Consider the following 26,110-nt stretch of genomic DNA (forward strand, 5'->3'; position numbering starts at 1 on the left):
CTGACGACCTCAACTGCTCCAACCGCCCGGTGCGGACCCGCATGCCGGGTGGTGTGGGAGGGGCGGAGCCAATAGGCTCCCCCCTATCCCGATTCCTGCATGAGCGGGGCCAACCGCTCCGACCATTCCTCAAGGTTGTATTTTTGGAACTTGGCTCCCCCTTTGAAGTTCGTTATCTACTTCGGCGGGAAAAATCGGCAGCGCCACTAAAATCGAATGCTGCCCGTCGCTATATAGACCGGGAATGCCGCAACCCTGCGGCCATGAGGAGAAAATGATGTTATCCAAGCTTCGGCGTTTCCAGAAACTGTTCGCGATCCTTGCGGTCGGCATGGCGGTTTCGCTGACCGCCGTCGATATGGCCGAGGCGCGCCGCGCTGGCGGTGGCGGGTTCGGCAGCCGCGGGACGCGCACCTATTCGGCGCCGGCGACCACCAACACGGCCCCCACGGCGCCGACCGGGATCAACCGCTCGATGACGCCAAATACGCAGCAGAACGCGACAACGCCGCAGAGCGGGTTTGGCCAGCAGGCGGCGCAGCAGCCGCGTCGCGGGCTGTTTGGTGGCTTGGCCGGCGGCCTGCTCGGCGGTCTCGCGCTTGGCGGCCTCCTGGGCATGATGATGGGCACGGGCTTCGGCGGCATGGCCGGCTTCTTCGGCATGTTGTTGCAGATCGCGTTGATTGCCGGTCTCGCCATGCTGGCTTTCCGTTTCTTCGGTCGCCGCCAGCAGCAGCCGGCAGGCCCTGCCGGCGGTTACGGCCAGCAGCGCAATGCCTATGAGCCGCCGCGGCAAAGCCAGTCGGGGTTCCAGATCCCGAAGATAGGTTCGCTGGGCGGTGGCGCCGCGACGGGCGAATACGCCGCCGCGCCGCGTCAGGCAGGCCCTGAGACCGACGAGATCGGCATCACCAATCGCGACCTCGACCAGTTCGAGAAGCTGCTGACGCAGGTGCAGTCCGCCTACGCCGCCGAGGATTATGCCAAGCTACGCAACCTGACGACCCCGGAAGCGATGTCCTATCTGGCGGAAGAGCTCGGCGAGAACGCCACCAACGGGCTCAAGAACGAGGTCAAGGACGTGAAACTGCTGCAGGGCGATCTTGCCGAAGCCTGGCGCGAGAACGGCCAGGACTACGCAACCGTCGCGATGCGCTATTCCAGCGTCGATTTCATGCGGGACCGCAATACCGGCGCCGTCGCCGAGGGAGATCCCGACAAGGTGACCGAGACAGTCGAGGTCTGGACCTTCGTGCGCAAGCCGGCCAACGACTGGAAGCTTTCGGCGATCCAGGCTGCCGCCTAACGTTCCAGCAGCGCGAGCGTTTTTTCGTCGCGCTGGCCATGATAGAACTGGACGAGGGCTCGCTCGAAAGGCGAGCCCTTTTTGCTGACCATATCGAACAGCGTCATCGAACTTCTGAACTTCGTGTCGTCAGGAGAACCGAGGATGGCATGGGCGGAGAGGTGCTTGTGGAGCAGCATCGCTTCGGTGCATTCGATCAGCCGCACGCCCAACAGCGGATGATCGAGGTAGGCGGCGGCCTCTGCCTTCGAACCGATCGCGAAACGCTGCGACATGATCGAGAAGCCAAGCCCGGCAACCTGGGGAAATATGTACCACATCCAATGGGAGCGCTTCTGGCCGCGCCGCAGTTCATCCAGGACCTGAGCATAGACCGGCGCCTGCGCATCGACGAAGCGCATGAGATCGAATTGCATGCATTATTCTCCGCCCTGTTCGTGGTTTATCCACCCCGCGCCCATGAAGAGCCTCAAACGTGATATTTTTGGGGCCGGCCTTTCCTGTGTTGCATCGCACACTAGGTGAGGGCACATGGAACGCTTCATTCAGGAATTCCGCAACGACACGGCATGGCTGCCGAACGGGGTCGTCAGCATCGGCGTGCTCGCCGTCGCCTTCCTGGTCGGCCTCGCCATCCAGCGCTTCGGCTTCCGCTTCCTGACGCGCCTGGTCGAGAGCAAGGATCTTTTCTGGAGGTCGCTGGTCGCCCGTACGCGGCGGCCGATGCGGCTTGCAATCCTCACCTGGACCTTGTCTTTCGGTGCCGCGATCGCCCCCTTGACCGAGGATCAATCCACGTTCCTCCGGCATGTCCTGCTGCTCTGCTTCATCATCGTCGTCGGATGGATGGCGAAGATCGTCCTGCATGTCTGGATGATCGTATATCTTCGCCGCTTCAAGCTCGATGCAGAAGACAACCTGCTGGCCCGTGCGCATGTCACCCAGTCGCGGATCGCCGAGCGCATCGCCGGTTCGATGATCGTGGCAATCACCATTGCGGCCATGCTGATGACGTTTCCGACCGTTCAGCAATACGGGGTCAGCCTGCTCGCATCGGCAGGCGTTGCCGGTATCGTGCTCGGTCTTGCGCTGCAGCCGGTGCTGAAGAACATTCTCGCCGGCATCCAGCTCGCCATCACCCAGCCGATCCGGATAGACGACGCCTTGATCGTCGAGGGCGAGTGGGGGAATGTCGAGGAGATCACGTCGACCTATGTGGTCATCAAGCTCTGGGACTGGCGGCGGATGATCCTGCCGCTCAGCTATTTCATCGAACGGCCTTTCCAGAACTGGACGCGCGAAGGGGCAGCCCTGATCGGCACCGTGATGATCTATCTCGACTATGCGGTTCCCGTTTCGGCCATTCGCCGCAAGGCGGAGGAGATCGCGGCAGCGTCACAGCTATGGGACAGGCGGGTTGTGGCGGTGCAGATCACGGATTTCAGGGAAAACGTCATGGAGATCCGGGTTCTCATTTCTGCTTCCAATGCACCGAAGACTTTTGATCTCCGCTGCGAGATGCGGGAAAAAATGATCGAATTCATCCAGAAGGAATATCCGGCAAGCCTGCCGCGTGTCCGGGCGGAGACCTTTGGCAATTCAAACGGCGCGATTGCTGCCGAAGCGATGCGGCAGCCTTCACTGCAGTCGTGAGTTGTCTAAAAAATAATACTCTAGGTCGCTAGATTCTTTAAATCTTTTAGTTAATTCGAAATGAAGCATGTGCCAGTAATTTGATTCATTACAGATGGCTCGCGAAGAGAGCCCCGAAATTGAGACGCAGCCATGGAACAGGTCGAGAATTTAATGCCGCTCATTCTCTTCTTTTGTGTGGTCTATGGCTTCTTCCGCTGGGTCGTTCATGACATGAACCGTTCCTCGGACTGACACGGCGCAGCGCACTCTCTGCTCCTGGCGGCGAGATAAAGTGTGTTGCATTGCTGCACTGCGTTAACCTTTATTTTAGCATTATCTTGCGTAGTCCGTGTGGTGTGCGATGCTCTCCCCAGGTTGGGAGACCAGGCACATGACCGAAAAACATCCCACGCAAGATGAACCCTATGATCCGCTGACCATCAATCGCTTCAAAATCGAGGCGGCGATGTTGGACCTGATCGATCAGTTGCAGCGGCAAGGGCTTGATAAGCTGGAGATCGCGCTGGCGCTTGCCGATGCCGCGGAAGACTATGTCATGCGTCTCGCCAGCACGACCCCCGACGAACCGGAAGACGATATCCGGCCGCACGGATACCAGTAGGAAGAACCTTCCGATCTCCACAGATCGACCGGGGGACAAGTCCCGAGATCATTGGTCCGTTTCCGTTGATGGCCATACTCCTTGCGCTGGCACGCAATCCTTTCTATATCCCCCAAGAATTGCCTGACGCGCGGCCGATCCCGCACCGGGCCGGATATTCCGCCCTTTGACTTCGGCATCGGCGGTTTGAGAGACCGAGAGAGTTACCCGTGAATACGCTGGATTTCGACAAAAGGCCAGAAGACACACGCGTTGTCGTTGCCATGTCGGGGGGAGTTGATTCCTCCGTCGTCGCAGGTCTGCTCAAACGTCAGGGCTATGATGTGCTCGGCATCACGCTGCAGCTCTACGATCACGGCGCGGCGGTGCACCGGGCAGGTTCCTGCTGCGCCGGCCAAGACATTGACGACGCGCGCCGCGTTTCCGAAACGCTCGGCATTCCACATTACGTGCTCGACTACGAAAAGCGGTTCCGGGAAACGGTGATCAATCCGTTTGCGGAAGCCTATGCCATGGGCGAGACGCCGATCCCCTGCGTCGCCTGCAACCAGACGGTCAAATTTGCCGATCTCCTGGCGACGGCGAAGGAACTGGGTGCCGATGCGCTGGCGACCGGCCATTACATCCGCTCGCGACCCAACCCGACCCCCGACAACCCGACCCGGCGTGCGCTCTTCCGTCCGGTCGACAGCGACCGCGACCAGAGCTGGTTCCTGTTTGCGACCACCCAGGAGCAGATCGACTATCTACGCTTTCCGCTCGGCGGCATGCCGAAGGCGGAGGTGAGGGCGCTTGCCGAAGACATGGGGCTCGTCGTCGCCAAGAAGGCTGACAGCCAGGACATCTGTTTCGTGCCGCAGGGCCGGTATGCCGACATCATCAGCAAGGTGAAGCCGAATGCCGCGCTTGCAGGCGAGATCGTCCATATCGACGGGCGTGTGCTCGGCCGGCACGAAGGTATCGTGCACTACACGATCGGCCAGCGCAAAGGCCTCGGGGTGGCAACCGGCGAACCGCTTTATGTCGTCTATCTCGACGCCCGCTCCCGCCGCGTGATCGTGGGGCCTAGAGAAGCGCTCGACACTCACCGGGTCTACCTGCGCGACGTCAACTGGATCGGTGACGGTTCGCTCGAAGCCGATGCCAGGGATGGTTTTGCCTGCTTCGCCAAGGTGCGCTCGACCCGTCCGCCGGCGCCTGCCGTCGTCCATTGCGACGATCGCGGCGTCTATGTCGACCTCGCCGTCGGGGAGGCGGGCGTGGCGCCCGGCCAAGCTTGTGTGCTCTATTCGGCGGAAGGGCCGGATGCGCGGGTCTATGGCGGCGGCTTCATCGAACGCTCGGAACGTGCCGCCGATGCGGAAGCCTCTCTGAAGGCATTGCTTTCCACGCCTGTCGCGGCCTGATCGGGCAACTTCCGGCGGCGCGGAAAATAGCCGCCGGATTTGCCAAAAGGCTGCTTGACACTTTGGTGACGGGGGTCTTATAAGCCGCACGACCGAAGCGGACTGGGCTCTTCAAGAGCTTTCCGCGGACCCTGTGGCGGGGTAGCTCAGTTGGTGAGAGCGCAGGATTCATAACCCTGAGGTCGGCGGTTCAATTCCGCCCCCCGCTACCACTTCCTATCCCCTGATGATGTCCTCGTATGCCATGGCCGCCTGGAGCAGGCCGTCGTCGTGATTGGCATTGGCCGAGAGCAGGAAGCCCACCGGCATGTCGGCATCGCCGGTCCCGCACGGGATGGAAACGCCGCACCAGTCGAGGAAATTGCCGAGCATCGTGTTGCGCAGTGTTTTTCCGTTTGCAGCAAAGAACGTATCGTCGTCAGCAAGATCGGCGATCTTCGGCGCCACGTGGGCGACCGACGGCATGGCGACGAAGCGGTTGCCGATCAGCGCTTCCGTCTCGGCGATCAGCCGTGCGCGGGTCTCCAGGATGGCGAGATAGTCGGGCAGCGTTATCTTTTCGCCGAGCCTGGTGCGGGCGACAACCCGCTGGTCCATATCGGCGGCTTCCGGTCCCCTCAGTCTTTCCTGATGAAGCCCAAAAGCTTCGGCGGTGACCAGGGCGCCCCGCGTGGACATCAGCCGCAGGATTTCGCCGAAGGCGGGGATGGCTATGCGAGTCACCGTGCAGCCAGCCTTCTCCAGCCGCTGGATCGCCGCTTCGAAGGCCAGGGCCACTCCCGGTTCGGCGCCGTCGAAGACGATATTGGTCGGGACGACGATATCGAGCGGCACGGCCGGCTGTCTTGCGATCTGCGAGGCGGCAAGCCCGCGCATTGCCGCGTCTATCCAGACCGCATCCTGCACCGTGCGGCAGAGAGGACCAAGCGAGTCGAGGCTTTTCGCGAGAGGGTAGACGCCCTGCATGAGATGGCGGCCGCGGGTCGCCTTGTAGCCGACGACGCCGTTCAGGGCTGACGGAATGCGGACCGAGCCGCCGGTGTCGGTGCCCATCGCGACAGGCACGAGCCCTGCGGCGACCGCAACGCCCGCAGCGGAGGAGGAACCACCCGGAATCCGCGGCCCATCCTTGCTGCGCGGATTATGCGGCGTGCCGTAGTGCGGGTTGATGCCGATGCCGGAGAAGGCGAATTCGCTCATGTTGGTGCGGCCGATGGCAACCATTCCGGCCTGCTTGAGAAGATCCACCACGGCGGCGTCATTCTTGGCCGGTTCGGCAGCCTTCAGCACCCTGGAACCGGCCGTGGTCGGCAGGCCCTCGATGTCGAACAGGTCCTTCCACGCGATCGGGATACCGTCAAGGAGGCCAAGCGAACGGCCCTGCTTGAGGCGCTTCGAGGATGCCGAGGCTTCGGCCAAAGCCCGATCCTTGAAAAGTGTGATGAAAACCGCCTTGTCCGGATAGGCTTCGATGCCGGCGAATACCGTTTCGGTCACTTCGACCGGGTCGGCCGCGCCCGTCTGGATAAGCGCGGAGAGTTCGGCGATCGACATGGCTCCAAAAGACTTCGTCACGGCAGCTATTCCCCTCTTTCACTCCTGGCGGTTCACAGGTGTAGCCGATATTTTCCCGATGGACAGGAGATTTGTTGCGTCGCAACGGCGCAAAGGAACTTCAAGCGGCTAAAAGCAGTTCAGCGAGTCCCCGCTCAAACGGGAACAATCAGAGGATCGTCCCATGAAGAACATCGTCGCCATTGCCGGTCTTGCCGTTATGCTGGCCGGCTGCAGCACGGCTACAGGCAGCTTCAATACTGGTGGCGGGCTGGAGCCCATCCCCGGCAGCATCACCTATGGTGGCCAGCCGCGCACCCGATTGAAAAAGGCGCCCGTCGGCAGTCTCGTGCCGCATACGTTCCGCAATTCCTTCGGCCAACGGGTGGATGAGGAATATATCATCCAGCCGGACCGCAGCCTGAAGCTGGTCAGCCGCCGGGTCTATCGGGGGCCGTTCTGGGACGATTGACAGATATCAGTCGGAGATCCTCGCCCAGGCCCGTTCGGTAGCAGGCGCCTCGTCGGTGGTGATCTGATCCGGTTTCAACGCCATCAAAGTCCTGAAGGCGTGGGCTTCGGTTTCGCTGAAGCCTGTTTCGGGGTTCTTGAGGTTGAAGGTCCAGGCATCGACCAGCTTGCCGGCATCGTGGCAGAGGGCGATCAGGTCGAGCCCGTCGCGGGCGGCCTGCAACAGGAGTTCCCAGGCAAGATAGATGGTGTCCGGCTCGGTCGGCCCGGCGAGATCGGAGCGAAGGTCTGTTTCCACAGCCTTGAGGCCCTGATGCCGATAAATCTCGACGAGCTTGTCGGTGGGGTCGATGCCGCGCTTGAGATCCGGCAGCCTTTCCTTCACTGCAAGGATGAGGTCGAGATCGGCGCCGCTGACGATGATCGAGGAACCGGCACCGGCGAAATGGTGGGCGAGATGATCGAGGCCTCGGTCGCCGATTACCGCCAGTTCATCCTTCATGTCGAATTGCAGCAGCGCGTCAGGATGCGCCGCTTCGAGCATGGTTGCCAGATCCTCGCTAAGGATCGGCGGGGTGCCGGCTTTTTTCATCCGCAGACGTCTGATGTCCTGCGCGGAAGCTTGGCGGACGAGGCCGCTGCCGTCCGTCTCGCCCTCCAGTTCCCCGTCGTGCAGCACAACGAAGCCGCCGTCGGCGCGGACCCTGAGGTCGAGTTCGGTCGAGGCGCCCAGGCGGAACCCATCCGCCATCACGCTGGCGGAAAATAGCGGATCGCTCATGCTGCGGCGCAGGCGATGCCATTTGAGACGTGTGAAATGATCGCGATAGGCGATGCCCAGGCCTGAATATTCGGATGTCATACCGGTCCGCAAAGGTGAGAGGCGATTCGGGAAGAGCCCCAGACTATGCTCTTCTGTTTCCCCTGCCACAGATCGATGACAGAATTCTGAACACCTCCTGCAATCTTCCATTCGGATTGAAGCCCGCAACAGGCGGCATGATTGGCGGCAGATTGACGCGCAACGGGGGAACATGTTGCGATGGGGGCGGGTTTGGCGGTAATCCCGCAAGGATATAGCCCGCCCTATGTCACGAAAGGCAGATATCATGGCTTATGAAGCGAACTGGGCGCCTCTTTCCCCGTACACCACCGGGATACGCGGCCGCTGCCCGCGCTGCGGCCAGGGCCATCTCTTTAACGGCTTTCTGACTTTGAAGCCGAGCTGCGAGGTCTGCGGCCTCGATTATTCTTTTGCCGATCCTGCCGATGGTCCTGCATTCTTCGTCATCTGCTTCGCCTGCGTGCCGAGCGTCGCGCTGGCGGTGTGGATCGAGGTGATGTTCCAGCCGCCGTTCTGGGTGCACCTGCTGATCTCGCTGCCCGTGCTGTTGATTACCTGCCTGCTGCCCCTCAGGCCGCTCAAGGGCTGGCTGGTCAATAGCCAGTATTTCTACAAGGCGGAGCAGGGAAAGATCGACAGAGGCCCTGGCGGAACTCAGGCGGGCGACCGGCAAAAGGACGGCAGCTGACCGGCAGTTTGCCGAACGGGCTCCATGTGCCGATCGAATTCAGGAACAATTTTCTCCTGAAGCCATTCGAGAGGTTAGAATTCAAGGAGCCCGCAATGACTGATACCGCCGAAATCGAAATGGAAGTTCACCGACGATCATTGGCCGTCGAGGGAGCGCTGCTCGTCCTGATCGACGGTCTCGCCGCGCGCGGCACGATCTCAGCGGACGAGGCGGAGGAGATGCTGCAGATATTGTCGAAGAGTTCGGATTTCTCCGCCACCCGCGCTTCGAGTTCTCTGAGGATCGTCACCCAATTGAAGCGTCTTCGTGGAGGAGATGGTGCGGCGACCCCCGGAGCTTAAGGTGGTGAACTGCAGGAAGGTGCGTTTCGGCGCGCCTTTTTCTTTTTCAGCAAGGTCTTGCTCTAAAGTGGAACATCCCGCTGTGAGGCTAGTTGGAAGATAAAACTTTCCAACGAAAAACACGGAGCTTTCCATGCCCCAGTATCCCACCCCACCTTTTCCCGAGCAGCAGCAGCCGATGCCTGGCTTTACCGGCCGTATGGACCCGGTGCCGGACCACGGCGAACTTTCTTATCGCGGTGCAGGGCGGTTAACGGGGAAAAAGGCGATCATCACCGGCGGCGATAGCGGTATCGGCCGAGCCGTCGCCATTGCTTATGCGCGCGAAGGCGCCGATCTGCTGATCTCGTATCTCGATGAGGACGAGGATGCCAGGGACACCAAACGCCTGGTGGAAGAAGCAGGCCGCAAGGCAGTGCTTATGCCCGGTGACATCAAGACCTCGGCTCATTGCCGCGCCATCATCGACAAGGCCGTCAGCGAACTCGGCGGCATCGACATCCTCGTCAACAATGCGGCGCATCAGGCCACTTTTTCATCGATCGAGGACATTTCGGACGAGGAGTGGGAGCTGACCTTCAAGGTCAATATCCACGCGATGTTCTATCTGACCAAGGCGGCCGTGCCGCATATGAAACCGGGCAGCGCGATTATCAACACCGCGTCGATCAATTCCGACAGCCCGAACCCGTCGCTGCTCGCCTATGCGACCACCAAGGGCGCGATCCAGAATTTCACCGCCGGTCTGGCGCAGCTCCTCGCCGAGAAGGGCATTCGCGCCAATGCCGTTGCGCCCGGTCCGATCTGGACGCCGCTCATTCCGTCGACGATGCCGGAAGACAAGGTGAAAGAATTCGGCAAGCAGGTGCCGATGAAACGACCGGGACAGCCGGCCGAACTTGCCACCACCTATGTAATGCTGGCGGACCCGCTCTCCAGCTACGTCTCCGGCAGCACGATTGCGGTCACCGGCGGCAAGCCGATGATCTGACCGGCTCTCCTCCCCCCCAGAACAACGGCGGCATGTGCGCAGGCCGCCGTTCGGCGTTTCAGGTTCTTCGCCCGATTTCCCTGGCCAGATCATCAAAACAGAAGGATTTGCCTTCTTCATGCGCCTCGTTCGCCAGAAGCAGGAGGCGGATCGGAAAGGCTACTGCCTTCTGATGGGAGCTCGACACGTTGAGCGGCTTGTCGTCGGCCAATACTGCGCGCTCCGTGGCTTGAAGGACATCCTGCAGTTCGGCGTTCGACACGAGCCCCTTGTCGACGAGAAGCCGGTTGACGGCGGCAAGCGCCAGATAGAGGCCTTCAAGCTGAGGGTTGGCAGTGTTCATGTCTCTGTCCTTTGCGTGGAAGACGGCACGAAGGAGGCTGCATTTTCGTCGATCAGCCGTGCTCCGCGCTGGCGGGTCAGGTAGCGCCAGATCCACTGGATGCTGACGAGCAGCCGCTTTTCGAAATTGACCAGCAGATAAACGTGCACCAGCGCCCAAAGAAGCCAGGCGAACCAGCCCTTGAGCGTCCATCTGCCGAAATCGAAGATCGCGGAATTGCGCCCCACGACCGCCGTATTGCCGCGGTTGCGGAAGCGGAACGGTTCGACTGGTTTACCAGCCAGCAAACTGGCGCCTAAAGCCTTGCCGAGATATTCTCCCTCCTGCTTGGCGACCTGGGCGAGTGCGGGCAGCGGTTTGCCGTCTTCAGCAAGTCCGAGGGCCGTGTCGCCGATGGCATAGACATCCGGAAAGCCAGTGACGGAAAGATCGGGCTCGACCGGAATCCGCCCGCCTGCCTTGCCCTCGATGCCAAGCCATCTGCCTGCGGGAGATGCCTTGACGCCGGCTCCCCAGATGACGCAGCCGGTGCGGATACGCATGGAGCCTGCCACCACCTCGTTCTTGCTGATCGCCTCCACCGCTACGCCGGTCATCACCTCGACCCCCATCTTTTCCAGTGCCTGCCGGGCATAGGCCGTGAGATCGTCTGGAAAGGCCGACAGTATCTTGGGGCCTGCCTCGATGAGGATCACCCTCATATGGTCGGGCTCCAGCTTGCGAAAGTCGCGGGTAATCATGAAGTGCCCGAGTTCCGCAATCGCGCCGGCCATCTCGACACCCGTCGGGCCGCCGCCGATGATGACGCTGGTCAGCAGCGCCTTTTTCTCTTCGGGATCGTGGGAAAGTTCTGCTTTCTCGAAAGCAAGCAGCAGGCGCTGGCGGATCAGCCGGGCTTCGTGAATGGTTTTCAGGCCTGGGGCCCAGGCCCGCCAGTCGTCGTGACCGAAATAATTGTATTCCGAACCGGTGGCGATCACGAGCCGATCGTAGGCGACCTCGTTTCCGTCATCGAGCTTCACCGTTTTCGCCGCAGCATCGACGCCGGCCACTTCCGCCAGCATGACCTTGATATTGCGGTAGCGTCCGAGGGTACGGCGGATCGGTTCTGAAATGTCCGCCGGCGACAGGGCGGCCGTGGCGACCTGGTAAAGCAGCGGCTGGAACAGGTTGTGGTTGCGCCGATCGATAACGGTGACATCCACCTCGGTATTGCCGAGCTCACGGGCTGCTGCGAGGCCGCCGAAGCCGGCGCCGACGATGACGACCCTGGGGGGCGGGCGGGAAGAACTCGTGCCGTCCACAATCTCGTTTCGGGAGTTTTTTTCGTCCATTTCCCCACCCGTTGGGCAAAGCTCGCAGCCTCGCACGACGCTCGTTCAACACCCGGAGGAGGCGTTTGTTCCAAGTCCCGTTGCCGGAACCTTTTTACGCCCGCGCCGTTCAAATCCACAACAAGGAAAGGAGAATGCCATGAACAGCATCGTTTGGTTGGTCGGCGCCGTGGTGATTGTGATCGCGGTTTTAAACCTCGTCGGATTCGCTTGATTTAGCTTGATTAATTTTATCTGGAGGCTTTGCTTCCAAACGGCAACCTGAACAGGAGATCGTCATGAACAGCATTGTCTGGCTCGTTGGAGCCGTCGTTATCGTTCTTGCCATCTTGTCCTTTATCGGCATCGGTTGAGAGGCAAGGCTCGAGGGAGAGTTATCAGAGGCACCGGACCCAGGCGGATCGGTGCCTTATTTGCTGCGCCATCACTCCGCCAGCAGAAGGCCGAAGGGGTGTTCGGCGAAGACCCAGCTAACCGGAATCCGTTCCTTCGGATCGATACTCTTGCCGCTGCAGATGTCGCGATAACGGCGGTTTGCGAGCCTCTCCGGAAGGGTGATCTCGGTCTCCGCCCATCGTTCGGAACGAGGTTCCGACACGCCCGTGTGAAGCGCATTGAAAACGAGCCTCGGGGCGATCACCACGATCGCGTCGTCGGCTTCCGCGCGGGCGAAGGCGACGATATTCCCCGCTCGCTTGCCGGTCACGCCAAGCGGCACATACTCGCCCTTGCGAAACAGCGTCGGGGCTTCCTGGCGAAGGCGCAGCAGGGCCGCGATGACCTGCTGTTTCAGTTTTCCACTCTGCCATTCCTCCTCTTCCGACGAGGCGAGTTTTCCCTTTTCCGAAAGCCGTTCCTGCAGCGCCCCGAAGTCCGGTTCCCGCCGGTTGTCCGGATCCACCAGGCTAAGGTCGAGGCCCTCGCTGCCTTGGTAGATATCGGGCACTCCGGGAGCGGTGAGTTTGACAATCGTCTGGGTGAGGCCGTTTACCAGGCCTGCGCGAATGAAAGGGCGAAGCGTATGGGTGAAATCCGCCAGGAACATCCGGTTGTCGGGTGATAACAGCCGGCGGGCATAAGCGATGACGGCATCCTCATAGGCCTGATTGGCATTGCCCCAGTTGGTTCGAAGCTTTGCCTCGCGCAACGCCTTTTCCACATAGGCGGCAAAACGCGCCTCCAGCGACTCCAGACCTTGACGATCTTCCGGGCGCAGGTCGTTCGGCCAGGCTCCGGCAAGCGCCTGATAGAGCATCCACTCGACGCCGGGGTCGGGCGCCGGACCATCGGCCAGAACAACGACCCCCGCCTTGTTCATATCGCGCCAGCGGGCAACCGCCTCGGCCCATAGGTCGGGCGCTTCCGTTATCGTGAAGAGACGGGCGCGAGCATCCTCGCCACGCTTCGTATCATGAGTGGAGGTGCCGGAGAGGGCATCCGGCTGCCGCTTGAGACGGGTCTGCATCTCCTGATGGAACCGGTCGAGCGAAAAGACGCGAGGTAGCGGCTCGCTGCCAACCTCGTTCAGCGCCAGCAGCATATGGTGGCGGAAGAAAAGCGTGTCTTCGACCGATTTCGCCATCAGCGGACCGGTCAATTGCTGAAAGCGGGTGCGAAAGATGGAGGCGGGACCTGCGGCCGATTGCTCTACGTCGCCGATCAGGATGCGCTCGAGGAAGGAGAGGGCGTGATCGTCCGGCGCAGTTGGGCTGTTGCGCACCCTGTCGAGAACCTCGGAGAGCCGCTGCCGGCCTTCAGGCGGCATCCCTTCACGCGTGCCATAGGTACGATAGACGGGGAAGGCCACCAACAGCTCGCGCAGCGCGGTTTTGATCGAGGTTTCGGGGAGCGAGCACTCCCGGTCCTCGGCCTGACTGATCTGCATGGCGAGCTTCAACAGGCTGGCCACTTCACCCGAGAAATTGTGATCCGTCATCAGCAGCTTGGCGGCGCGCAATGCGGCCGCCATGTCGGCAGGCTTGCCAGTCACCCGCCCATAGGCGTCACGCAGGATATCGAGCTTGTCGGCATCGACCAGCACATCGCTGACGGCCGCGATGAACTCGTAACCGGTCGTGCCGGAAATCGGCCACTCCGCTGGGATGTGTTCGCCTTCGCCAAGGATCTTTTCGACGATGATGTAGCAGTCGGGGCCGGCCTCGTGGCGCAGCCGTTCAAGATATCCCTTGGGATCGGCAACTCCATCCACATGGTCGACGCGCAGGCCGTCCACCTTGCCGCTATGGACGAGTTCGAGGATGAACCGGTGGGTGTCGTCGAAGACCTTGCTGTCCTCCACCCGGACGCCGGCAAGGCCGGTGACTTCGAAGAAGCGGCGGTAGGAAAGCTCGCGCGGCGCGTCCCGCCAGGAGATCAGCCTATAGGGCTGCTCGTCATGCAGCCTGGCGATCTCTCTCCTGTCTGTGATCGACAGGGTTTCCGCTTCTCGGCCTTGGTAGCTCGCCGGGTCGAGAGGATAGAAGGCGTCGAAATAGGCCAAAGCAGGCCTGCCCGTCTGCGGGTCGGCTTTCACGGATATCTCGCCGGCTTCCAGAACCTTCTCGAACCTGTCGCCGAGAAAGGGCAGCGTCAGGCGTCGGCTCCAGTCGATGTCGAAATGGCGGGCATAGGCACTTTTTTCGCCGTTCTCCACCACGTCCCGCCACCATGGATTTTCCAGCGAGGCGGCCATGTGGTTCGGCACGATATCGAGGATGAGACCGAGGCCCTCCGCCTTGAGCGCCTTGACCATCCGTTCGAAACCCTCGCGGCCGCCGATCGTCGGTTCGACCTCATTGGCGTTCGTGACATCATAGCCATGCGTCGAGCCGGTTGTGGCGGTGAAGATCGGCGAGGCATAAAGATGGCTGATGCCCAAACGCTTCAGATAGGGCACCAGGGCCGCGGCTCGGTCGAAGGTCATGCCGTTGCGAAACTGGATGCGATAGGTGGCGAGCGGTATGCTCATAGAGCCTCTCCCGCGGGTTCGACGCTGACCAGTACCGAGTTCGGCGGCAGACGCTTTCCCGTCTCCGGCAAGGCAAAGATCACCCTGCCCGGTTGTTCCGGCAGCTCATGGTCCCGATCGCTGATGTTGAGAGCAAGCGAAAGCGTGCCCTTGGGGAAGCTCCACGAAACGGCGAGGAAGCCTTTGCCCGTCTTCACCACCTTGCCGCTGCGGCCACCTGCCGATCCGAGCAGCGGCACGACATAGCGCCTGCGAAGTTCCAGCAGTTCCTTCGTCAGCGCCAGCCAATCTCCGCCGTCGCTGGTTTCAAGCTTACTCCAATCGAGCTTGCAGACGTCGAAGGACTTTTTGGCATTGGGATCGGGCACCGCATCGCCCTCGTGACCGGCGTGACCCTCGAACTCCTTGCGGCGGCCTTCGCGAACGATCTTGGCCAGATCGCCGTGGAAATCCGTGAAGAACAGAAACGGGTTGGTCTCGCCATATTCCTCGCCCATGAAGAGGAGCGGGATATGGGGCGAAAGCAGAAGCGTCGCGAGCAGCACCTTCGTCCTGTCCGGACCGGCGAGCGAAATCAGCCTCTCGCCTTGCGCCCGGTTACCCACTTGGTCGTGGTTCTGGATGAAGTCCACGAAGGCGACGGGCGGCTGGTCGACGCTTTTGACGCCGCGCTTCTTGCCGTTCTGCGGCGAGACTTCTCCCTGATAGGCAAAACCTTCGGCGAGCACCCGGGCCACCAGCTGTTCCGGGTTTTTGGCGAAATCTTTGTAATAGGCGTGGGTCTCACCGGTCGCGAAGACATGGACAGCATTGTGAAAATCGTCGTTCCATTCGCCGGTGAAGAGCGGTGCATTACCCTGTTCGTCACGCGGATGCAGGAAAATGACATTGCGCGAATCCTCCGTCGTCAGATGGATCGGCCGTTCGGTGATCTCTGCGCGGATGCGTTCGGCGATCTCGATCAGCACGTGCTTTTCGGACGGATCTTCGATCTGGTCGATCGCGTCGAAGCGCAGGCCGTCGAGGTTGAATTCCTCCAGCCAGTAAAGGGCGTTTTCCACGATGTAGCGGCGCACCGGCTCCACGTCATAGGCGATCGCCGCGCCCCAGGGCGTCATTTTTTCCTCGTGGAAGAAAGATGGCGCAAGCAGCGGCAGATAATTGCCTTCCGGTCCGAAGTGGTTGAGCACGATATCCAGCACCACCGACAGACCATGGCCGTGGGCCGCATCGATGAAGGCCTTGAAATCCTCCGGCGGACCGTAGGCTGCGTGCGGCGCATAGAGCAGCACGCCGTCATAACCCCAGCCGCGGTTGCCGCCGAAATGGGCGACCGGCATGACCTCGATCATGGTGATGCCGAGCTCGACGAGATAGGGCAGTTTGTCGATTGCAGCCCGGAACGTGCCGTCCCTGGTGAAGGTGCCGATATGGAGTTCGTAGACGACCGTCTCCTCCCAAGGGCGGCCCTTCCAGTCAGTGTTTTGCCAAGCGTAGCTGGTGGGGTCAATGACCAGCGAGGGTCCGTTGACGTCGCCCTTCTGGCCGCGCGAAGCGGGATCGGGAACCGTCATGCCGTCGGCGAGGACGTAGCTGTATTCGACACCCGGTGCGATGCCTGTGGCAAGAAGCTCGAACCAGCCGTCGTCGGTGCGGGTCATTTCGGTATCGTCGCCGTCCAGCCGAAGTGTCACGGTCTCCTGGCCCGGCGCCCAGAGGCGGAACCGGACCTCGCCGGCGGCGACATATTCGGCTCCCCAAGTCTTCGGAAAAGTCCGGAATTCGGCAGCGGCATTGACGTCCGACATTATCGATCAGCCCCATTAAAAGAGACCGGCAAACGGTCGAGGGGCCTGCAAGTTCCATCCTTCCATCGGCGCGTAATAAAATTGCTGAAATGAGCAATAAATCGCAAGTTCGCGGGAGTGGCCCGCCAGCGATTCCGGCTCTAGATTAGGGGAAATGCAGACGGTTTCGAGGAGGAGATCTTTGCATGCTGACAGATGAGGAGGAGCTCATCCGTTCGACGGCCGCGGAGTTTTCCCGCGAGGTGCTGAGGCCCGGTGCGGCGGCGCGCGAGAAGGCGCACGCGATCGAGCCGGAGGTGCTCCAGCAGCTTGGCGAACTGGGTTTTCTGGGCATGCGCACGAGCGAGGAGTGGGGCGGCGTCGGCTGTTCCTATGTGGCGTATGCGAGCGCACTGATGGAAATCGCCGCCGGCGACGGTGCGGTCTCGACGCTGGTCAGCGTCCATAATTCACCCGTCTGTTCGCTCATCGACGCGCATGCTTCCGACGAGCAGAAGGAACAGTTCCTGCGGCCGCTCGCAGAGGGACGGCACATCGGAGCCTTCGCGCTGACCGAGGCGGATACGGGTTCGGATGCCGCAGCCATCCGAACCCGGGCGACCAGGGACGGAGGCGACTACGTCATCAACGGCTCGAAAATGTTCATCACGTCCGGCAAGATTGCCGGAACGGTCATCATTTTCGCTGTCACAGACCCTTCGGCCGGCAAACGGGGCATTTCGGCTTTCGTCACCTCCACGGATGTTCCGGGCTTTTCGATATCCAAGGTCGAGGACAAGCTCGGGCAGAAGGCGTCGGATACCGCGGCGCTGATGTTCGACAACCTGCGCATTCCCGAAAGCCAGCGAATCGGACCGGAAGGCGCAGGCCTGAAGATCGCGCTTTCTGGCCTGGAGGCCGGACGTATCGGTATCGCCGCCCAATGCGTCGGCATGGCGCAGGCGGCCTTCGACGTGGCACTCACCTATGCCAAGGAGCGCAAGACATTCGGAAAGCTGCTGCTCGAGCATCAGGCCATTGCCTTCCGGCTGGCGGAAGCGAAGACCCAGATCGAGGCGGCGCGTCAGCTTGTGCTGCATGCCGCACGGCTGAAGGATCGCGGCGAGCCCTGCCTGGACGAAGCCTGCATGGCGAAGCTCTTTGCCTCTGAGATGGCGGAGAAGGTGTGCTCCGAGGCGATTCAGACGCTCGGCGGCTATGGCTATATCTCCGATTTCCCGGTCGAGCGCATCTACCGCGATGTCCGCGTCTGCCAGATCTACGAAGGCACGTCCGACATCCAGAAGATCATCATCGCCCGCGGCCTGGCAAACTGAGAGGCAAGGATGAAGATAGAAGGCGGAAATTTCCTGGTGACGGGGGCCGCTTCGGGCCTCGGCCTTGCGACAGCAAAAATGCTCGTTGAAGCAGGCGGTCGCGTCGCTCTGCTCGATCTCGATGAGACGAACGGTCAGGCGAGGGCCAACGAGCTTGGCAGGGATACGATCTTCATCAAGACCGATGTGCGCAGCGGCACCGCCGTCGAAAACGCGGTGGCGCAGGCGGAGGCCGCAAACGGGCCGATTCGTGGTGCCGTCTGCTGTGCCGGAATCGCCCCATCGGAGAAGGTTCTTGGCAGGGAGCGCGTGCATGCGCTGGAAAGCTTCACGCGCGCTCTGGAGATTAATACGATCGGCACGTTCAACGTGATCCGGCTGGCGGCGCAGGCGATTGCGAAGGCCGAGCCAAACGAGGAAGGCGAGCGCGGCGTGCTGGTCGCCACTGCCTCGGTTGCCGCTTATGACGGGCAGATCGGTCAGGCGGCCTATTCCGCGTCCAAGGCGGCCGTTGCCGGCATGACGCTGCCGATTGCCCGAGAGCTTGCCCGCGACGGTATCCGCATGATGACGATTGCGCCCGGCATATTCGAGACGCCGATGATGGCGGGGTTTTCCGAAGAGGTGCGCTCCTCGCTCGGCAAATCCGTGCCGTTTCCGCCGCGGCTCGGCCGGCCCTCGGAATATGCGCGGCTGGTGCGCGACATTATCGAAAACCCGATGCTGAACGGCGAAGTCATCCGTCTCGACGGAGCGCTTCGCATGGCGCCGCGTTGAACGGGACAATACCCGGTTCTTTGGGAGGAGAAGCGAATGACGGATGACATGAAGTTCGGCCTGCCGGGCAAGTTAAGTCTTCATGTGCCGGAGCCGGAGGTGCGGCCGGGAGGCAAGCCGGATTTCTCCAATGTGACCATTCCGAAGGCGGGTTCCGTGCGCCGGCCGGAAGTGGACGTCGATCCCGAAACGATCCGCGATCTCGCCTTTTCCATCATCCGGGTCCTGAACCGGGAAGGCGAGGCTGTCGGCCCCTGGGCCGGGACGCTGACCAATGAGGAACTGATGGAGGGGCTGAGGCACATGATGCTCCTCCGCACCTTCGACAGCCGTATGCTGATGGCGCAGCGGCAAGGCAAGACCTCCTTCTATATGCAGCATCTTGGCGAAGAGGCGGTCTCCTGCGCCTTCCGCAAAGCGCTGCAGCCGGGCGACATGAATTTCCCGACCTATCGTCAGGCAGGCCTTTTGATAGCCGGCGGCTATCCGATGGTCGAGATGATGAACCAGATCTATTCCAACGACGCCGATCCCCTGAAGGGCCGGCAACTGCCGATCATGTATTCGGCGAAGGACTACGGCTTCTTCACGATATCAGGCAATCTTGCGACCCAATATGTGCAGGCGGTGGGGTGGGCCATGGCGTCTGCGATCAAGAACGACACGAAGATCGCAGCCGGCTGGATTGGCGACGGGTCCACTGCGGAGTCGGATTTCCATTCCGCCCTGGTCTTTGCGTCCACCTATCGCGCGCCGGTCATCCTCAACGTCGTCAACAATCAGTGGGCGATTTCCACCTTCCAGGGCGTTGCGCGCGGCGGTTCGGGCACATTTGCAGCGCGTGGGCTGGGCTACGGTCTGCCGTCCTTGCGCGTCGACGGCAACGATTATCTTGCGGTGCATGCAGTCGCCAAATGGGCGGCGGAGCGGGCGCGCCGGAACATCGGCCCGACGCTGATCGAATACGTCACCTACCGCGTCGGCGCCCATTCCACCTCCGACGATCCTTCTGCCTATCGCCCCAAGGAGGAGTCGGAGGCCTGGCCGCTCGGCGACCCGGTGATCCGGCTGAAGAACCATCTGATCCGCGTCGGCGCCTGGAGCGAGGAGCGTCACAAGCAGATGGAAGCGGAAATCCGCGACACGGTCGTTGCCGCCCAGAAGGAGGCGGAACGCCACGGCACGCTGCATTCCGGCGGCCGGCCGTCGATGCGCGACATGTTCGAAGGCGTCTACGCGGAAATGCCGCCGCATCTGAAGCGGCAGCGGCAGCAGGCGGGGGTGTGAGGGAGGCGGAGATGACCAATATGTATATCCTGTTCGCATCCTCGGCTGTCGGTAGATTGGGTGGTAAGCCATGCCTCTTGCCGATCTCCCCCTCAAGGGGTGAGATCATCGGGAGTTCGTCGCTCCGGCGGAACTCCATTCGCGACCCCCATTCTATTTGCATGGAGGCCTTCCCATGGCTCGCATGACGATGATCGAGGCTATCCGCAGCGCCATCGACGTGTCGATGGAGCGTGACGACAGCGTGGTCGTGTTCGGCGAGGATGTCGGTTATTTCGGCGGCGTTTTTCGGTGCACTCAGGGGCTCCAGCAGAAATACGGCAAGACGCGCTGTTTCGATGCGCCGATCAATGAATCCGGTATCGTCGGCACGGCGATCGGCATGGCGGCTTACGGGCTGAAACCCTGCATCGAGATCCAGTTCGCCGATTACATGTATCCGGCCTATGACCAGCTCACCCAGGAGGCGGCACGGCTGCGCTACCGCTCGAACGGGGAATTCACCTGCGGAATGGTGGTGCGGATGCCGACCGGCGGCGGCATATTCGGCGGGCAGACGCACAGCCAGAGCCCAGAGGCGCTGTTCACCCATGTCTGCGGCCTCCAGGTCGTGGTGCCCTCCAATCCCTATGATGCCAAGGGCCTGCTCATCTCCTCGATCGAGAATCCGGATCCGGTGATCTTCCTGGAGCCGAAGCGGCTCTATAACGGTCCGTTCGACGGCCATCACGACCGGCCGGTGACGTCGTGGGCGGGCCATCCGCTGGGGGAAGTGCCCTCAGAGCACTATTCCGTGCCGCTCGGCAAGGCGGTCGTCCGGCGGGAGGGCTCGGCCGTGACCATTCTCGCCTACGGCACCATGGTGCATGTGGCTGAGGCAACGGCGGAGGAGACCGGCATCGATGCGGAAATCATCGACCTGCGCACGCTGATGCCGCTCGATCTCGAAACCATCGTGGAGTCCGTCAGGAAGACCGGCCGCTGCATGGTGGTGCATGAGGCGACGCTGACCTCCGGTTTCGGCGCGGAACTTGCGGCGCTGGTGCAGGAGCATTGTTTTTACCACCTCGAAGCGCCGGTCGTGCGCATCGCGGGCTGGGATACGCCTTATCCGCATGCGCAGGAATGGGACTATTTCCCGGGACCTGTCCGGGTGGGCCAGGCGTTGCGCGACATGATGGAGGCCTGAGCGATGGCTGAGAGAATTATCAAGCTGCCGGATGTCGGCGAAGGGGTCGCGGAAGCCGAGCTCGTCGAATGGCATGTCAGTGTCGGCGACCTTGTGCGCGAGGACATGGTGCTCGCCGCCGTGATGACCGGCAAGGCGACCGTCGAGATCCCCTCTCCGGTGGAAGGCGAAGTGACCTGGCGGCACGGGGAAGTGGGAGACGTTATCCCCACCGGCACGGTTATCCTGAAGATCAAGACCGCAGGTGCCGAGGACGAAGAAGAACCGGAGGCGGAAATCCCCGCGTCCCAACCGGTGTCGCTTTCGATGGAGCCGAAACAGGAGCCAGCAGCGGAAAAGCCCAAGCTGGCTCCCGACATTGCACCGCTGCGGGTCGCCGCGGCACCGAAAACAGCCGGCGTTCCTCACGGGGCTCCGCGCGCTGAAGGCGAGAAACCGCTTGGTTCTCCCGCTGTCCGGCTGCGGGCGAAGGAAGCGGGTATCGATCTGCGTCAGGTCTCGGGGACGGGCCCGGCCGGTCGCATCACCCACGAGGATCTGGACGCATATCTCGGCCGCGAGAACGGTCCGGGCATGGCGGCGAGACTGCAGCCAAACAAGAACATCGAGGAGATCAAGGTCGTCGGCATGCGCCGCCGCATCGCGGAGAAGATGGCACTCGCCAAATCCCGCATTCCCCACATCACCTATGTGGAGGAGGTGGACATGACCGCGCTCGAAGAACTGCGCGCCCGCATGAACGCCAGCCTGAAACCCGGCAAGCCGAAGCTCACCATTCTGCCGTTCCTGATGCGGGCCATGGTGAAGGCAGTCGCCGAGCAACCGGGGATCAATGCGCATTTCGACGACGAGGCGGGCGTCATCCGCCAGTTCGGCGGCGTGCATATCGGCATTGCGGCGCAAACTCCGGCCGGGCTTGTCGTGCCGGTCGTCAAGCATGCCGAGGCGCGGGATATCTTCGACTGTGCCCGCGAGATGGCGCGGTTGAGCGATGCGGCGAAGAATGGCACGGCGCAGCGGGAGGAACTGACCGGCTCGACGATCACGATCAGTTCGCTCGGCGCCATGGGCGGCATCGTCTCAACGCCGGTCATCAACCATCCGGAAGTGGCGATCGTCGGCGTCAACAAGCTGGCGATACGACCGCATTGGGATGGCACGCAATTCGTGCCGCGCAAGATGATGAACCTGTCTTCCAGTTTCGATCATCGCGTGGTCGACGGCTGGGATGCGGCAACCTTCGTGCAGCGGCTGAAAGCGCTTCTGGAAACGCCAGCGCTGATATTCGTCGACGAGTGAGGTGGGGAAAGAACAATGAAAGAAATCACCTGCAAGCTCCTCGTCATCGGTGCCGGCCCGGGTGGCTATGTGTCCGCCATCCGGGCCGGTCAACTCGGCGTCGATACGGTCATCGTCGAAATGGCGAAGCCGGGCGGCACCTGCCTCAATATCGGCTGCATTCCCTCCAAGGCACTGATCCACACGGCCGACGATTTTCATAAGGCGGTCGCCATGGCCGCCGGCCGCAATGCCATGGGCATCAGGGCCGAAAGCCCGGCCATCGAGCTGGCAAAGACCATGGCCTGGAAGGACGGCATCACCGGCCGGCTGACCATGGGCGTCTCGGGTTTGCTCAAGAAGGCAGGCGTGAAAATCGTCGTCGGGCGTGCGAAATTTCGAGACGGCAAGACGGTGGAGGTGGAGACCGAGACCGGCCAGCAGGTCATCCGCGCCGAAAACATCGTGATTGCGACCGGATCGGCGCCGGTCGCACTGCCGATGCTGCCTTTCGGGGGCAAGGTGCTTTCCTCCACCGGCGCCTTGTCCCTGACCCAGGTGCCGGAAAGGCTAGCCGTGGTCGGCGCCGGTTATATCGGCCTCGAACTCGGCATCGCCTTCGCCAAGCTCGGCTCAAAGGTGACGGTCGTCGAAGCGCTCGATCGCATCCTGCCGCTCTACGACAGCCAGATCACCCAGCCAGTCGCGAAGCGGCTCTCGGCGCTGGGTGTTGAGATATTGCTGGGCACCAAGGTGAAGGGCATGTCTGCGAACGGCGAAGCCTTGCTCGCCGAAACGGCCGACGGCGAGGAAAGACGGATCGCCGCCGACAAGGTGCTGGTGACGGTGGGCCGCAAGCCGGTGACCGACGGCTGGGGCCGCGAGGAACTGGAACTCGATATGGACGGAAGGTATCTCCGGATAGACGACCAGTGCCGCACCTCGATGCGCGGCATCTATGCGGTCGGCGACGTGACCGGCGAACCCATGCTAGCGCACCGGGCGATGGCGCAGGGCGAAATGGTGGCGGAAATCGTTTCGGGCAAACGCCGAAACTGGGACAAGCGCGCCATTCCCGCCGTCTGCTTCACCGATCCGGAAATCGTGTCGGTAGGGCTGTCGCCGGATGAGGCGAGGGCAGCGGGCCGCGAGGTCAAGATCGGCCAGTTCCCCTTCACGGCCAACGGTCGCGCGATGACGCTGTCGTCCGAAGAAGGTTTTGTGCGCGTGGTGGCACGCGCCGACAATCACCTGGTGCTCGGCATTCAGGGCGTAGGAGTGGGAATTTCAGAGCTCTCCGCCGCCTTTTCGCTCGCGATCGAGATGGGAGCGAGGCTGGAGGATATCGCCGGCACGATCCATGCGCATCCGACCCAGTCAGAAGCTTTCGCGGAGGCGGCGCTGAAGGCGCTCGGGCATGCGCTGCATGTGTAACCGTGATTGAGGCTGTGATCGAGACGTCGCAATCGCAAAGAGACGGCGACGCCTTCTAAAGCTCCAACAACGCATAGGGCTTGCCGGTCGGCTTCTCGATATGTGATGCGACGTTATAGACCGGGGCGCCGCCGGGCGTCTTGCCCTGGTAGGTGCCTCGGTGCGCGTGGCCGTGGACGACGGCTTTAACCGGGAAGCGATCGATGGTCTCTGCGAGACGTGATGAGCCGAGAAAAGGATAGATTTCCTCCGGTTCGCCGGCCACCGTCTCGCGGATGGGGGCATAATGGAGGATGACCATGGCGCGCTCGGAGCGCACCTGGCGGAGGGCGTTTTCGAGCCGCATCGTCTCTTCGACGCTTTCGGTGACCATCGCCTTGATCGCCGGCTCCCCGAAGGAGCCGAGCATATGCCGGCCAAATCCGCCGGCAAAGCCTTTCACGCCTGCGAAACCGACACCGTTGATCTCGACGGCCTGTCCTTCCAGGAGGTGGACGCCGGCATCCTTCAGGATATGCGTCACTTCCTCCACGCAGCCGCATTCGTAGTCATGATTGCCGAGGACGCCGACGATGGGAATCGAGCAGGAGTGCAGGTCGGCAGCAAGGATCTCGGCCTCCTTCACCTTCCCAAGGTCGGTGAGGTCGCCGGTCAGCACCAATATGTCCGCGTTCTGGGAAATCTCGGTGAACAATTCCTTGTAGGATGTCGTGCCGTGCTCCTTGACATGCAGGTCGCCCATGGCGGCGATCTTAGCCTTGCCATTCGCCTTCTTTGCTCCGGCCTTGGCGGCGTCGTTGTTTACATCCGTCTCCTTGGTCACACCGTTCCTCCTTGTGCCGTTTCCTGCTGTACGCCTTCGCGCAGTTCACCTTCTCCGCCTACGTCCGCGAAACCCCATTCCTTCACGTCGATTTCGAAATCCACCCGGCTGAACATGCGGCCGCGGCAGATCTTCATCTGCGGCAGCGGCAGTTCGCGCTGCGCCTTCAGCCGGTCAAGCAGTTCGTCCAGCAGCCAGTCGGGCACCTTGTCCCGCTCGGTCGGATAGATCCAGCGGAAGTTCAGGAGGTGGATCAGCAACACCTCCCAATGCACTTCCATGTGATTGAGAAGCCGCTGCCAGTCGATCTGGTCATGCGCCCGCAAGATGACGTGGACGATGTCGCCGCCATCATATCTGTGGCGAAGCTGCACAAAGCATTTCGACCAGACGAGCTCCGTGGGCGCGATGATGCGCACCTTGTGGCCGTTCATCTCGATCTGACGGGCGTTCTCGAACCAGGTATCGCCGATCGGCATGGTGCCGTTCGAGCCGGCGAAAATCACGTCGAAAAAGTGCCGGCCCTTCTTCACCTTGCCGAGCCAACGGTCGTCTTCCACCTCGATCTCGTAGCCCTTCTCCTTGAAATGGGCGAGGATGCGGGCGTAGTCGCCCGCCCGGCAGAAGATATCCAGATCCTTGGTCGGGCGGGAAATGCCGGTATAGGCGCTGACCGCAAAAGTCCCGGCCAAAAGGAACGGGATGTGGCAGTTGACCAGATCCTCCAGAGCCCCGGCAACGAAGGATTCCGAATCGGCATCCGCCAGCGTCGGCGAAGCCTTCACCTCCATGTCTGGCTCGTTCTTCAACGCGTCCTTCTCCGATCTCGGAGTGAGGGTCAGCGCTGCATTGGCTTCGGCGTTCATCAAGCTCTCCCAATCTCGGCTCGCGCAGGGGAACACTCAGGTGCGCCTGTAGGTTCCGCTTCGACCCCTTTCCGGATCAGGAGATCAGGTCAGCGTTCGGGATTATCGGCGTTCGCCATCGGGCTGGCGCGGCCATCCGGCTGGTCGGTGTCCTCGCGCTGGTCTCGGTCTTCGAGATCGGTTTGGACGAGATACGTATCGCCGCCCCCCATCCTTGCGGCTTCCTTGAGTGCCTCCTGGTTGGTCATGTCCATCTGCGCGTGAAGGGCATCCTCCACTCTTTCCCGTCCCTCCTGTTCGAAACGGGAGGAGTCGCCGCCGGCTGCGGTGTTGCGTTTCTCGCTCATTGTTGGCCCTTTCTGCGTTCTGAAGCCGCTGACACGCGCGGCAGCTCAGCAGAACAACCCGTCAATGGACCACATGTTCCGTCTCAAAATCTGGAACCAAAGCGGCGGCGCCATGTTGTTTTCCAGAGTGAAAATACGAGGAGGCCGATATGCCTGCAAAATCCAAAGCACAACAGAAAGCAGCCGGTGCCGCCCTGGCTGCCAAGCGTGGCGACATCAAGAAGAGCGAGCTCAAGGGAGCCTCGAAAAGCATGGAGAAATCCATGACAGAAAAGGAACTCGACAAGATGGCTTCTACGAAGCGGAAGGGAAAGCCGGAGCACGCCGCACAGCATTGATCGTTCCGGAACTTTGGAGATCGGGCGAGCGTTACGGGACGCTCGCCTTTTGTTGTGCGCCCAGCATGGGCGCATTCTTGTGGGTGGAAGTCCCACCGTAAGCTGGTCATGGCGAGCGAAGTGAAGCGCAACTGCGGAAGG

The 26,110-nt window shown here is 61.7% G+C and carries 25 protein-coding genes and 1 tRNA gene; 16 read left to right on the plus strand and 10 right to left on the minus strand.

Translation table 11 applies throughout. The annotated features are described in order from the left end of the window. Positions 1–277 precede the first annotated feature (277 nt). On the plus strand, positions 278–1,306 hold the full coding sequence (locus tag EDE05_RS25685) for a Tim44 domain-containing protein (RefSeq protein WP_105373060.1): 1,029 nt from the start codon (positions 278–280) through the stop codon (positions 1,304–1,306). Here the strand turns inward: EDE05_RS25685 and EDE05_RS25690 are convergent. Continuing rightward, positions 1,303–1,722, minus strand: coding sequence for a DUF1810 domain-containing protein (locus tag EDE05_RS25690; protein ID WP_105373059.1), 420 nt, complete (start codon positions 1,720–1,722; stop codon positions 1,303–1,305). The genes EDE05_RS25685 and EDE05_RS25690 overlap by 4 nt on opposite strands. Before the next feature lie 115 nt (positions 1,723–1,837). Between EDE05_RS25690 and EDE05_RS25695 the strand changes: the two genes are divergently transcribed. The 4 genes from EDE05_RS25695 to EDE05_RS25710 all read left to right on the plus strand — a co-directional run bounded on the left by EDE05_RS25695 (position 1,838) and on the right by EDE05_RS25710 (position 5,181). Next, complete coding sequence (locus EDE05_RS25695; protein WP_105373058.1) at positions 1,838–2,959, plus strand: mechanosensitive ion channel domain-containing protein; 1,122 nt, start codon at positions 1,838–1,840, stop codon at positions 2,957–2,959. Between the two features lie 373 nt (positions 2,960–3,332). Beyond that, complete coding sequence (locus EDE05_RS25700) at positions 3,333–3,563, plus strand: hypothetical protein (protein WP_105373057.1); 231 nt, start codon at positions 3,333–3,335, stop codon at positions 3,561–3,563. Between the two features lie 209 nt (positions 3,564–3,772). Further along, a complete protein-coding gene (gene mnmA / locus EDE05_RS25705) occupies positions 3,773–4,969 on the plus strand; it encodes a tRNA 2-thiouridine(34) synthase MnmA (protein WP_105373056.1) in 1,197 nt (398 codons plus the stop codon). 135 nt (positions 4,970–5,104) lie between these two features. Beyond that, positions 5,105–5,181 (plus strand) — tRNA-Met (locus EDE05_RS25710). A 4-nt stretch (positions 5,182–5,185) separates the two neighbouring features. Here the strand turns inward: EDE05_RS25710 and EDE05_RS25715 are convergent. Then, positions 5,186–6,544: an amidase gene (locus EDE05_RS25715; RefSeq protein ID WP_105373055.1), complete on the minus strand. Its 1,359-nt coding sequence runs from the start codon at positions 6,542–6,544 to the stop codon at positions 5,186–5,188. Between the two features lie 163 nt (positions 6,545–6,707). On the opposite strand from EDE05_RS25715, the gene EDE05_RS25720 reads away from it, so the two are divergent. Then, positions 6,708–6,995 (plus strand): hypothetical protein, encoded by a 288-nt coding sequence (locus tag EDE05_RS25720; RefSeq protein ID WP_105373054.1) that lies wholly within the window; start codon positions 6,708–6,710, stop codon positions 6,993–6,995. Between the two features lie 6 nt (positions 6,996–7,001). On the opposite strand, the gene EDE05_RS25725 is transcribed toward EDE05_RS25720, so the two are convergent. Continuing rightward, entirely contained in the window at positions 7,002–7,856 is an 855-nt protein-coding gene (locus tag EDE05_RS25725; RefSeq protein ID WP_105373053.1) for a glycerophosphodiester phosphodiesterase family protein, read from the minus strand. 247 nt (positions 7,857–8,103) lie between these two features. Between EDE05_RS25725 and EDE05_RS25730 the strand changes: the two genes are divergently transcribed. The 3 genes from EDE05_RS25730 to EDE05_RS25740 all read left to right on the plus strand — a co-directional run bounded on the left by EDE05_RS25730 (position 8,104) and on the right by EDE05_RS25740 (position 9,861). Next, the gene (locus tag EDE05_RS25730) at positions 8,104–8,526 is read left to right on the plus strand and encodes a DUF983 domain-containing protein (protein WP_105373052.1); all 423 of its coding nucleotides are present in this window, start codon (positions 8,104–8,106) and stop codon (positions 8,524–8,526) included. Positions 8,527–8,621: 95 nt separating this feature from the next. Continuing rightward, positions 8,622–8,870 (plus strand): hypothetical protein, encoded by a 249-nt coding sequence (locus EDE05_RS25735; protein ID WP_132409301.1) that lies wholly within the window; start codon positions 8,622–8,624, stop codon positions 8,868–8,870. Positions 8,871–9,003: 133 nt separating this feature from the next. Further along, positions 9,004–9,861 carry an SDR family oxidoreductase gene (locus EDE05_RS25740; RefSeq protein ID WP_105373050.1) on the plus strand — a complete coding sequence of 286 codons (858 nt, stop codon included), beginning with the start codon at positions 9,004–9,006 and terminating at the stop codon, positions 9,859–9,861. A gap of 58 nt (positions 9,862–9,919) precedes the next feature. On the opposite strand, the gene EDE05_RS25745 is transcribed toward EDE05_RS25740, so the two are convergent. The 4 genes from EDE05_RS25745 to treZ all read right to left on the minus strand — a co-directional run bounded on the left by EDE05_RS25745 (position 9,920) and on the right by treZ (position 16,314). Beyond that, complete coding sequence (locus EDE05_RS25745) at positions 9,920–10,204, minus strand: hypothetical protein (RefSeq protein ID WP_105373049.1); 285 nt, start codon at positions 10,202–10,204, stop codon at positions 9,920–9,922. After that, entirely contained in the window at positions 10,201–11,538 is a 1,338-nt protein-coding gene (locus tag EDE05_RS25750) for an NAD(P)/FAD-dependent oxidoreductase (RefSeq protein WP_105373048.1), read from the minus strand. Before EDE05_RS25750 ends, EDE05_RS25745 begins: the two co-directional genes overlap by 4 nt. A 424-nt stretch (positions 11,539–11,962) precedes the next feature. Continuing rightward, positions 11,963–14,506 (minus strand): malto-oligosyltrehalose synthase, encoded by a 2,544-nt coding sequence (gene treY, locus EDE05_RS25755; protein WP_132409299.1) that lies wholly within the window; start codon positions 14,504–14,506, stop codon positions 11,963–11,965. Beyond that, positions 14,503–16,314 carry a malto-oligosyltrehalose trehalohydrolase gene (gene treZ, locus EDE05_RS25760; RefSeq protein WP_105373046.1) on the minus strand — a complete coding sequence of 604 codons (1,812 nt, stop codon included), beginning with the start codon at positions 16,312–16,314 and terminating at the stop codon, positions 14,503–14,505. Before treZ ends, treY begins: the two co-directional genes overlap by 4 nt. 185 nt (positions 16,315–16,499) lie before the next feature. On the opposite strand from treZ, the gene EDE05_RS25765 reads away from it, so the two are divergent. From EDE05_RS25765 to lpdA, 6 genes are all read left to right on the plus strand, one after another. Further along, on the plus strand, positions 16,500–17,630 hold the full coding sequence (locus EDE05_RS25765) for an acyl-CoA dehydrogenase family protein (protein WP_105373045.1): 1,131 nt from the start codon (positions 16,500–16,502) through the stop codon (positions 17,628–17,630). 9 nt (positions 17,631–17,639) lie between these two features. Next, on the plus strand, positions 17,640–18,407 hold the full coding sequence (locus tag EDE05_RS25770; RefSeq protein ID WP_105373044.1) for a 3-hydroxyacyl-CoA dehydrogenase: 768 nt from the start codon (positions 17,640–17,642) through the stop codon (positions 18,405–18,407). Between the two features lie 36 nt (positions 18,408–18,443). Then, positions 18,444–19,694, plus strand: coding sequence for a 3-methyl-2-oxobutanoate dehydrogenase (2-methylpropanoyl-transferring) subunit alpha (locus EDE05_RS25775; protein WP_205839346.1), 1,251 nt, complete (start codon positions 18,444–18,446; stop codon positions 19,692–19,694). A gap of 175 nt (positions 19,695–19,869) precedes the next feature. Continuing rightward, positions 19,870–20,883 carry an alpha-ketoacid dehydrogenase subunit beta gene (locus EDE05_RS25780; protein ID WP_105373043.1) on the plus strand — a complete coding sequence of 338 codons (1,014 nt, stop codon included), beginning with the start codon at positions 19,870–19,872 and terminating at the stop codon, positions 20,881–20,883. Between the two features lie 3 nt (positions 20,884–20,886). Beyond that, positions 20,887–22,182 carry a dihydrolipoamide acetyltransferase family protein gene (locus EDE05_RS25785; RefSeq protein ID WP_132409297.1) on the plus strand — a complete coding sequence of 432 codons (1,296 nt, stop codon included), beginning with the start codon at positions 20,887–20,889 and terminating at the stop codon, positions 22,180–22,182. Between the two features lie 15 nt (positions 22,183–22,197). After that, positions 22,198–23,595 carry a dihydrolipoyl dehydrogenase gene (lpdA, locus tag EDE05_RS25790; RefSeq protein WP_105373041.1) on the plus strand — a complete coding sequence of 466 codons (1,398 nt, stop codon included), beginning with the start codon at positions 22,198–22,200 and terminating at the stop codon, positions 23,593–23,595. Between the two features lie 55 nt (positions 23,596–23,650). Here the strand turns inward: lpdA and EDE05_RS25795 are convergent, their stop codons facing one another. The 3 genes from EDE05_RS25795 to EDE05_RS25805 form a co-directional block, all read right to left on the minus strand. Next, entirely contained in the window at positions 23,651–24,337 is a 687-nt protein-coding gene (locus EDE05_RS25795) for a metallophosphoesterase (RefSeq protein ID WP_134103249.1), read from the minus strand. A 77-nt stretch (positions 24,338–24,414) separates the two neighbouring features. Continuing rightward, a complete protein-coding gene (locus EDE05_RS25800) occupies positions 24,415–25,209 on the minus strand; it encodes a nucleotidyltransferase family protein (protein WP_245422933.1) in 795 nt (264 codons plus the stop codon). A 164-nt stretch (positions 25,210–25,373) separates the two neighbouring features. Further along, on the minus strand, positions 25,374–25,631 hold the full coding sequence (locus EDE05_RS25805; protein ID WP_105373039.1) for a hypothetical protein: 258 nt from the start codon (positions 25,629–25,631) through the stop codon (positions 25,374–25,376). Between the two features lie 149 nt (positions 25,632–25,780). Between EDE05_RS25805 and EDE05_RS25810 the strand changes: the two genes are divergently transcribed. Further along, the gene (locus EDE05_RS25810; RefSeq protein ID WP_105373038.1) at positions 25,781–25,969 is read left to right on the plus strand and encodes a DUF3008 family protein; all 189 of its coding nucleotides are present in this window, start codon (positions 25,781–25,783) and stop codon (positions 25,967–25,969) included. Positions 25,970–26,110: the final 141 nt, after the last annotated feature.

The organism is Neorhizobium sp. R1-B, from assembly GCF_004368875.1.
Classification (GTDB): domain Bacteria; phylum Pseudomonadota; class Alphaproteobacteria; order Rhizobiales; family Rhizobiaceae; genus Neorhizobium; species Neorhizobium huautlense.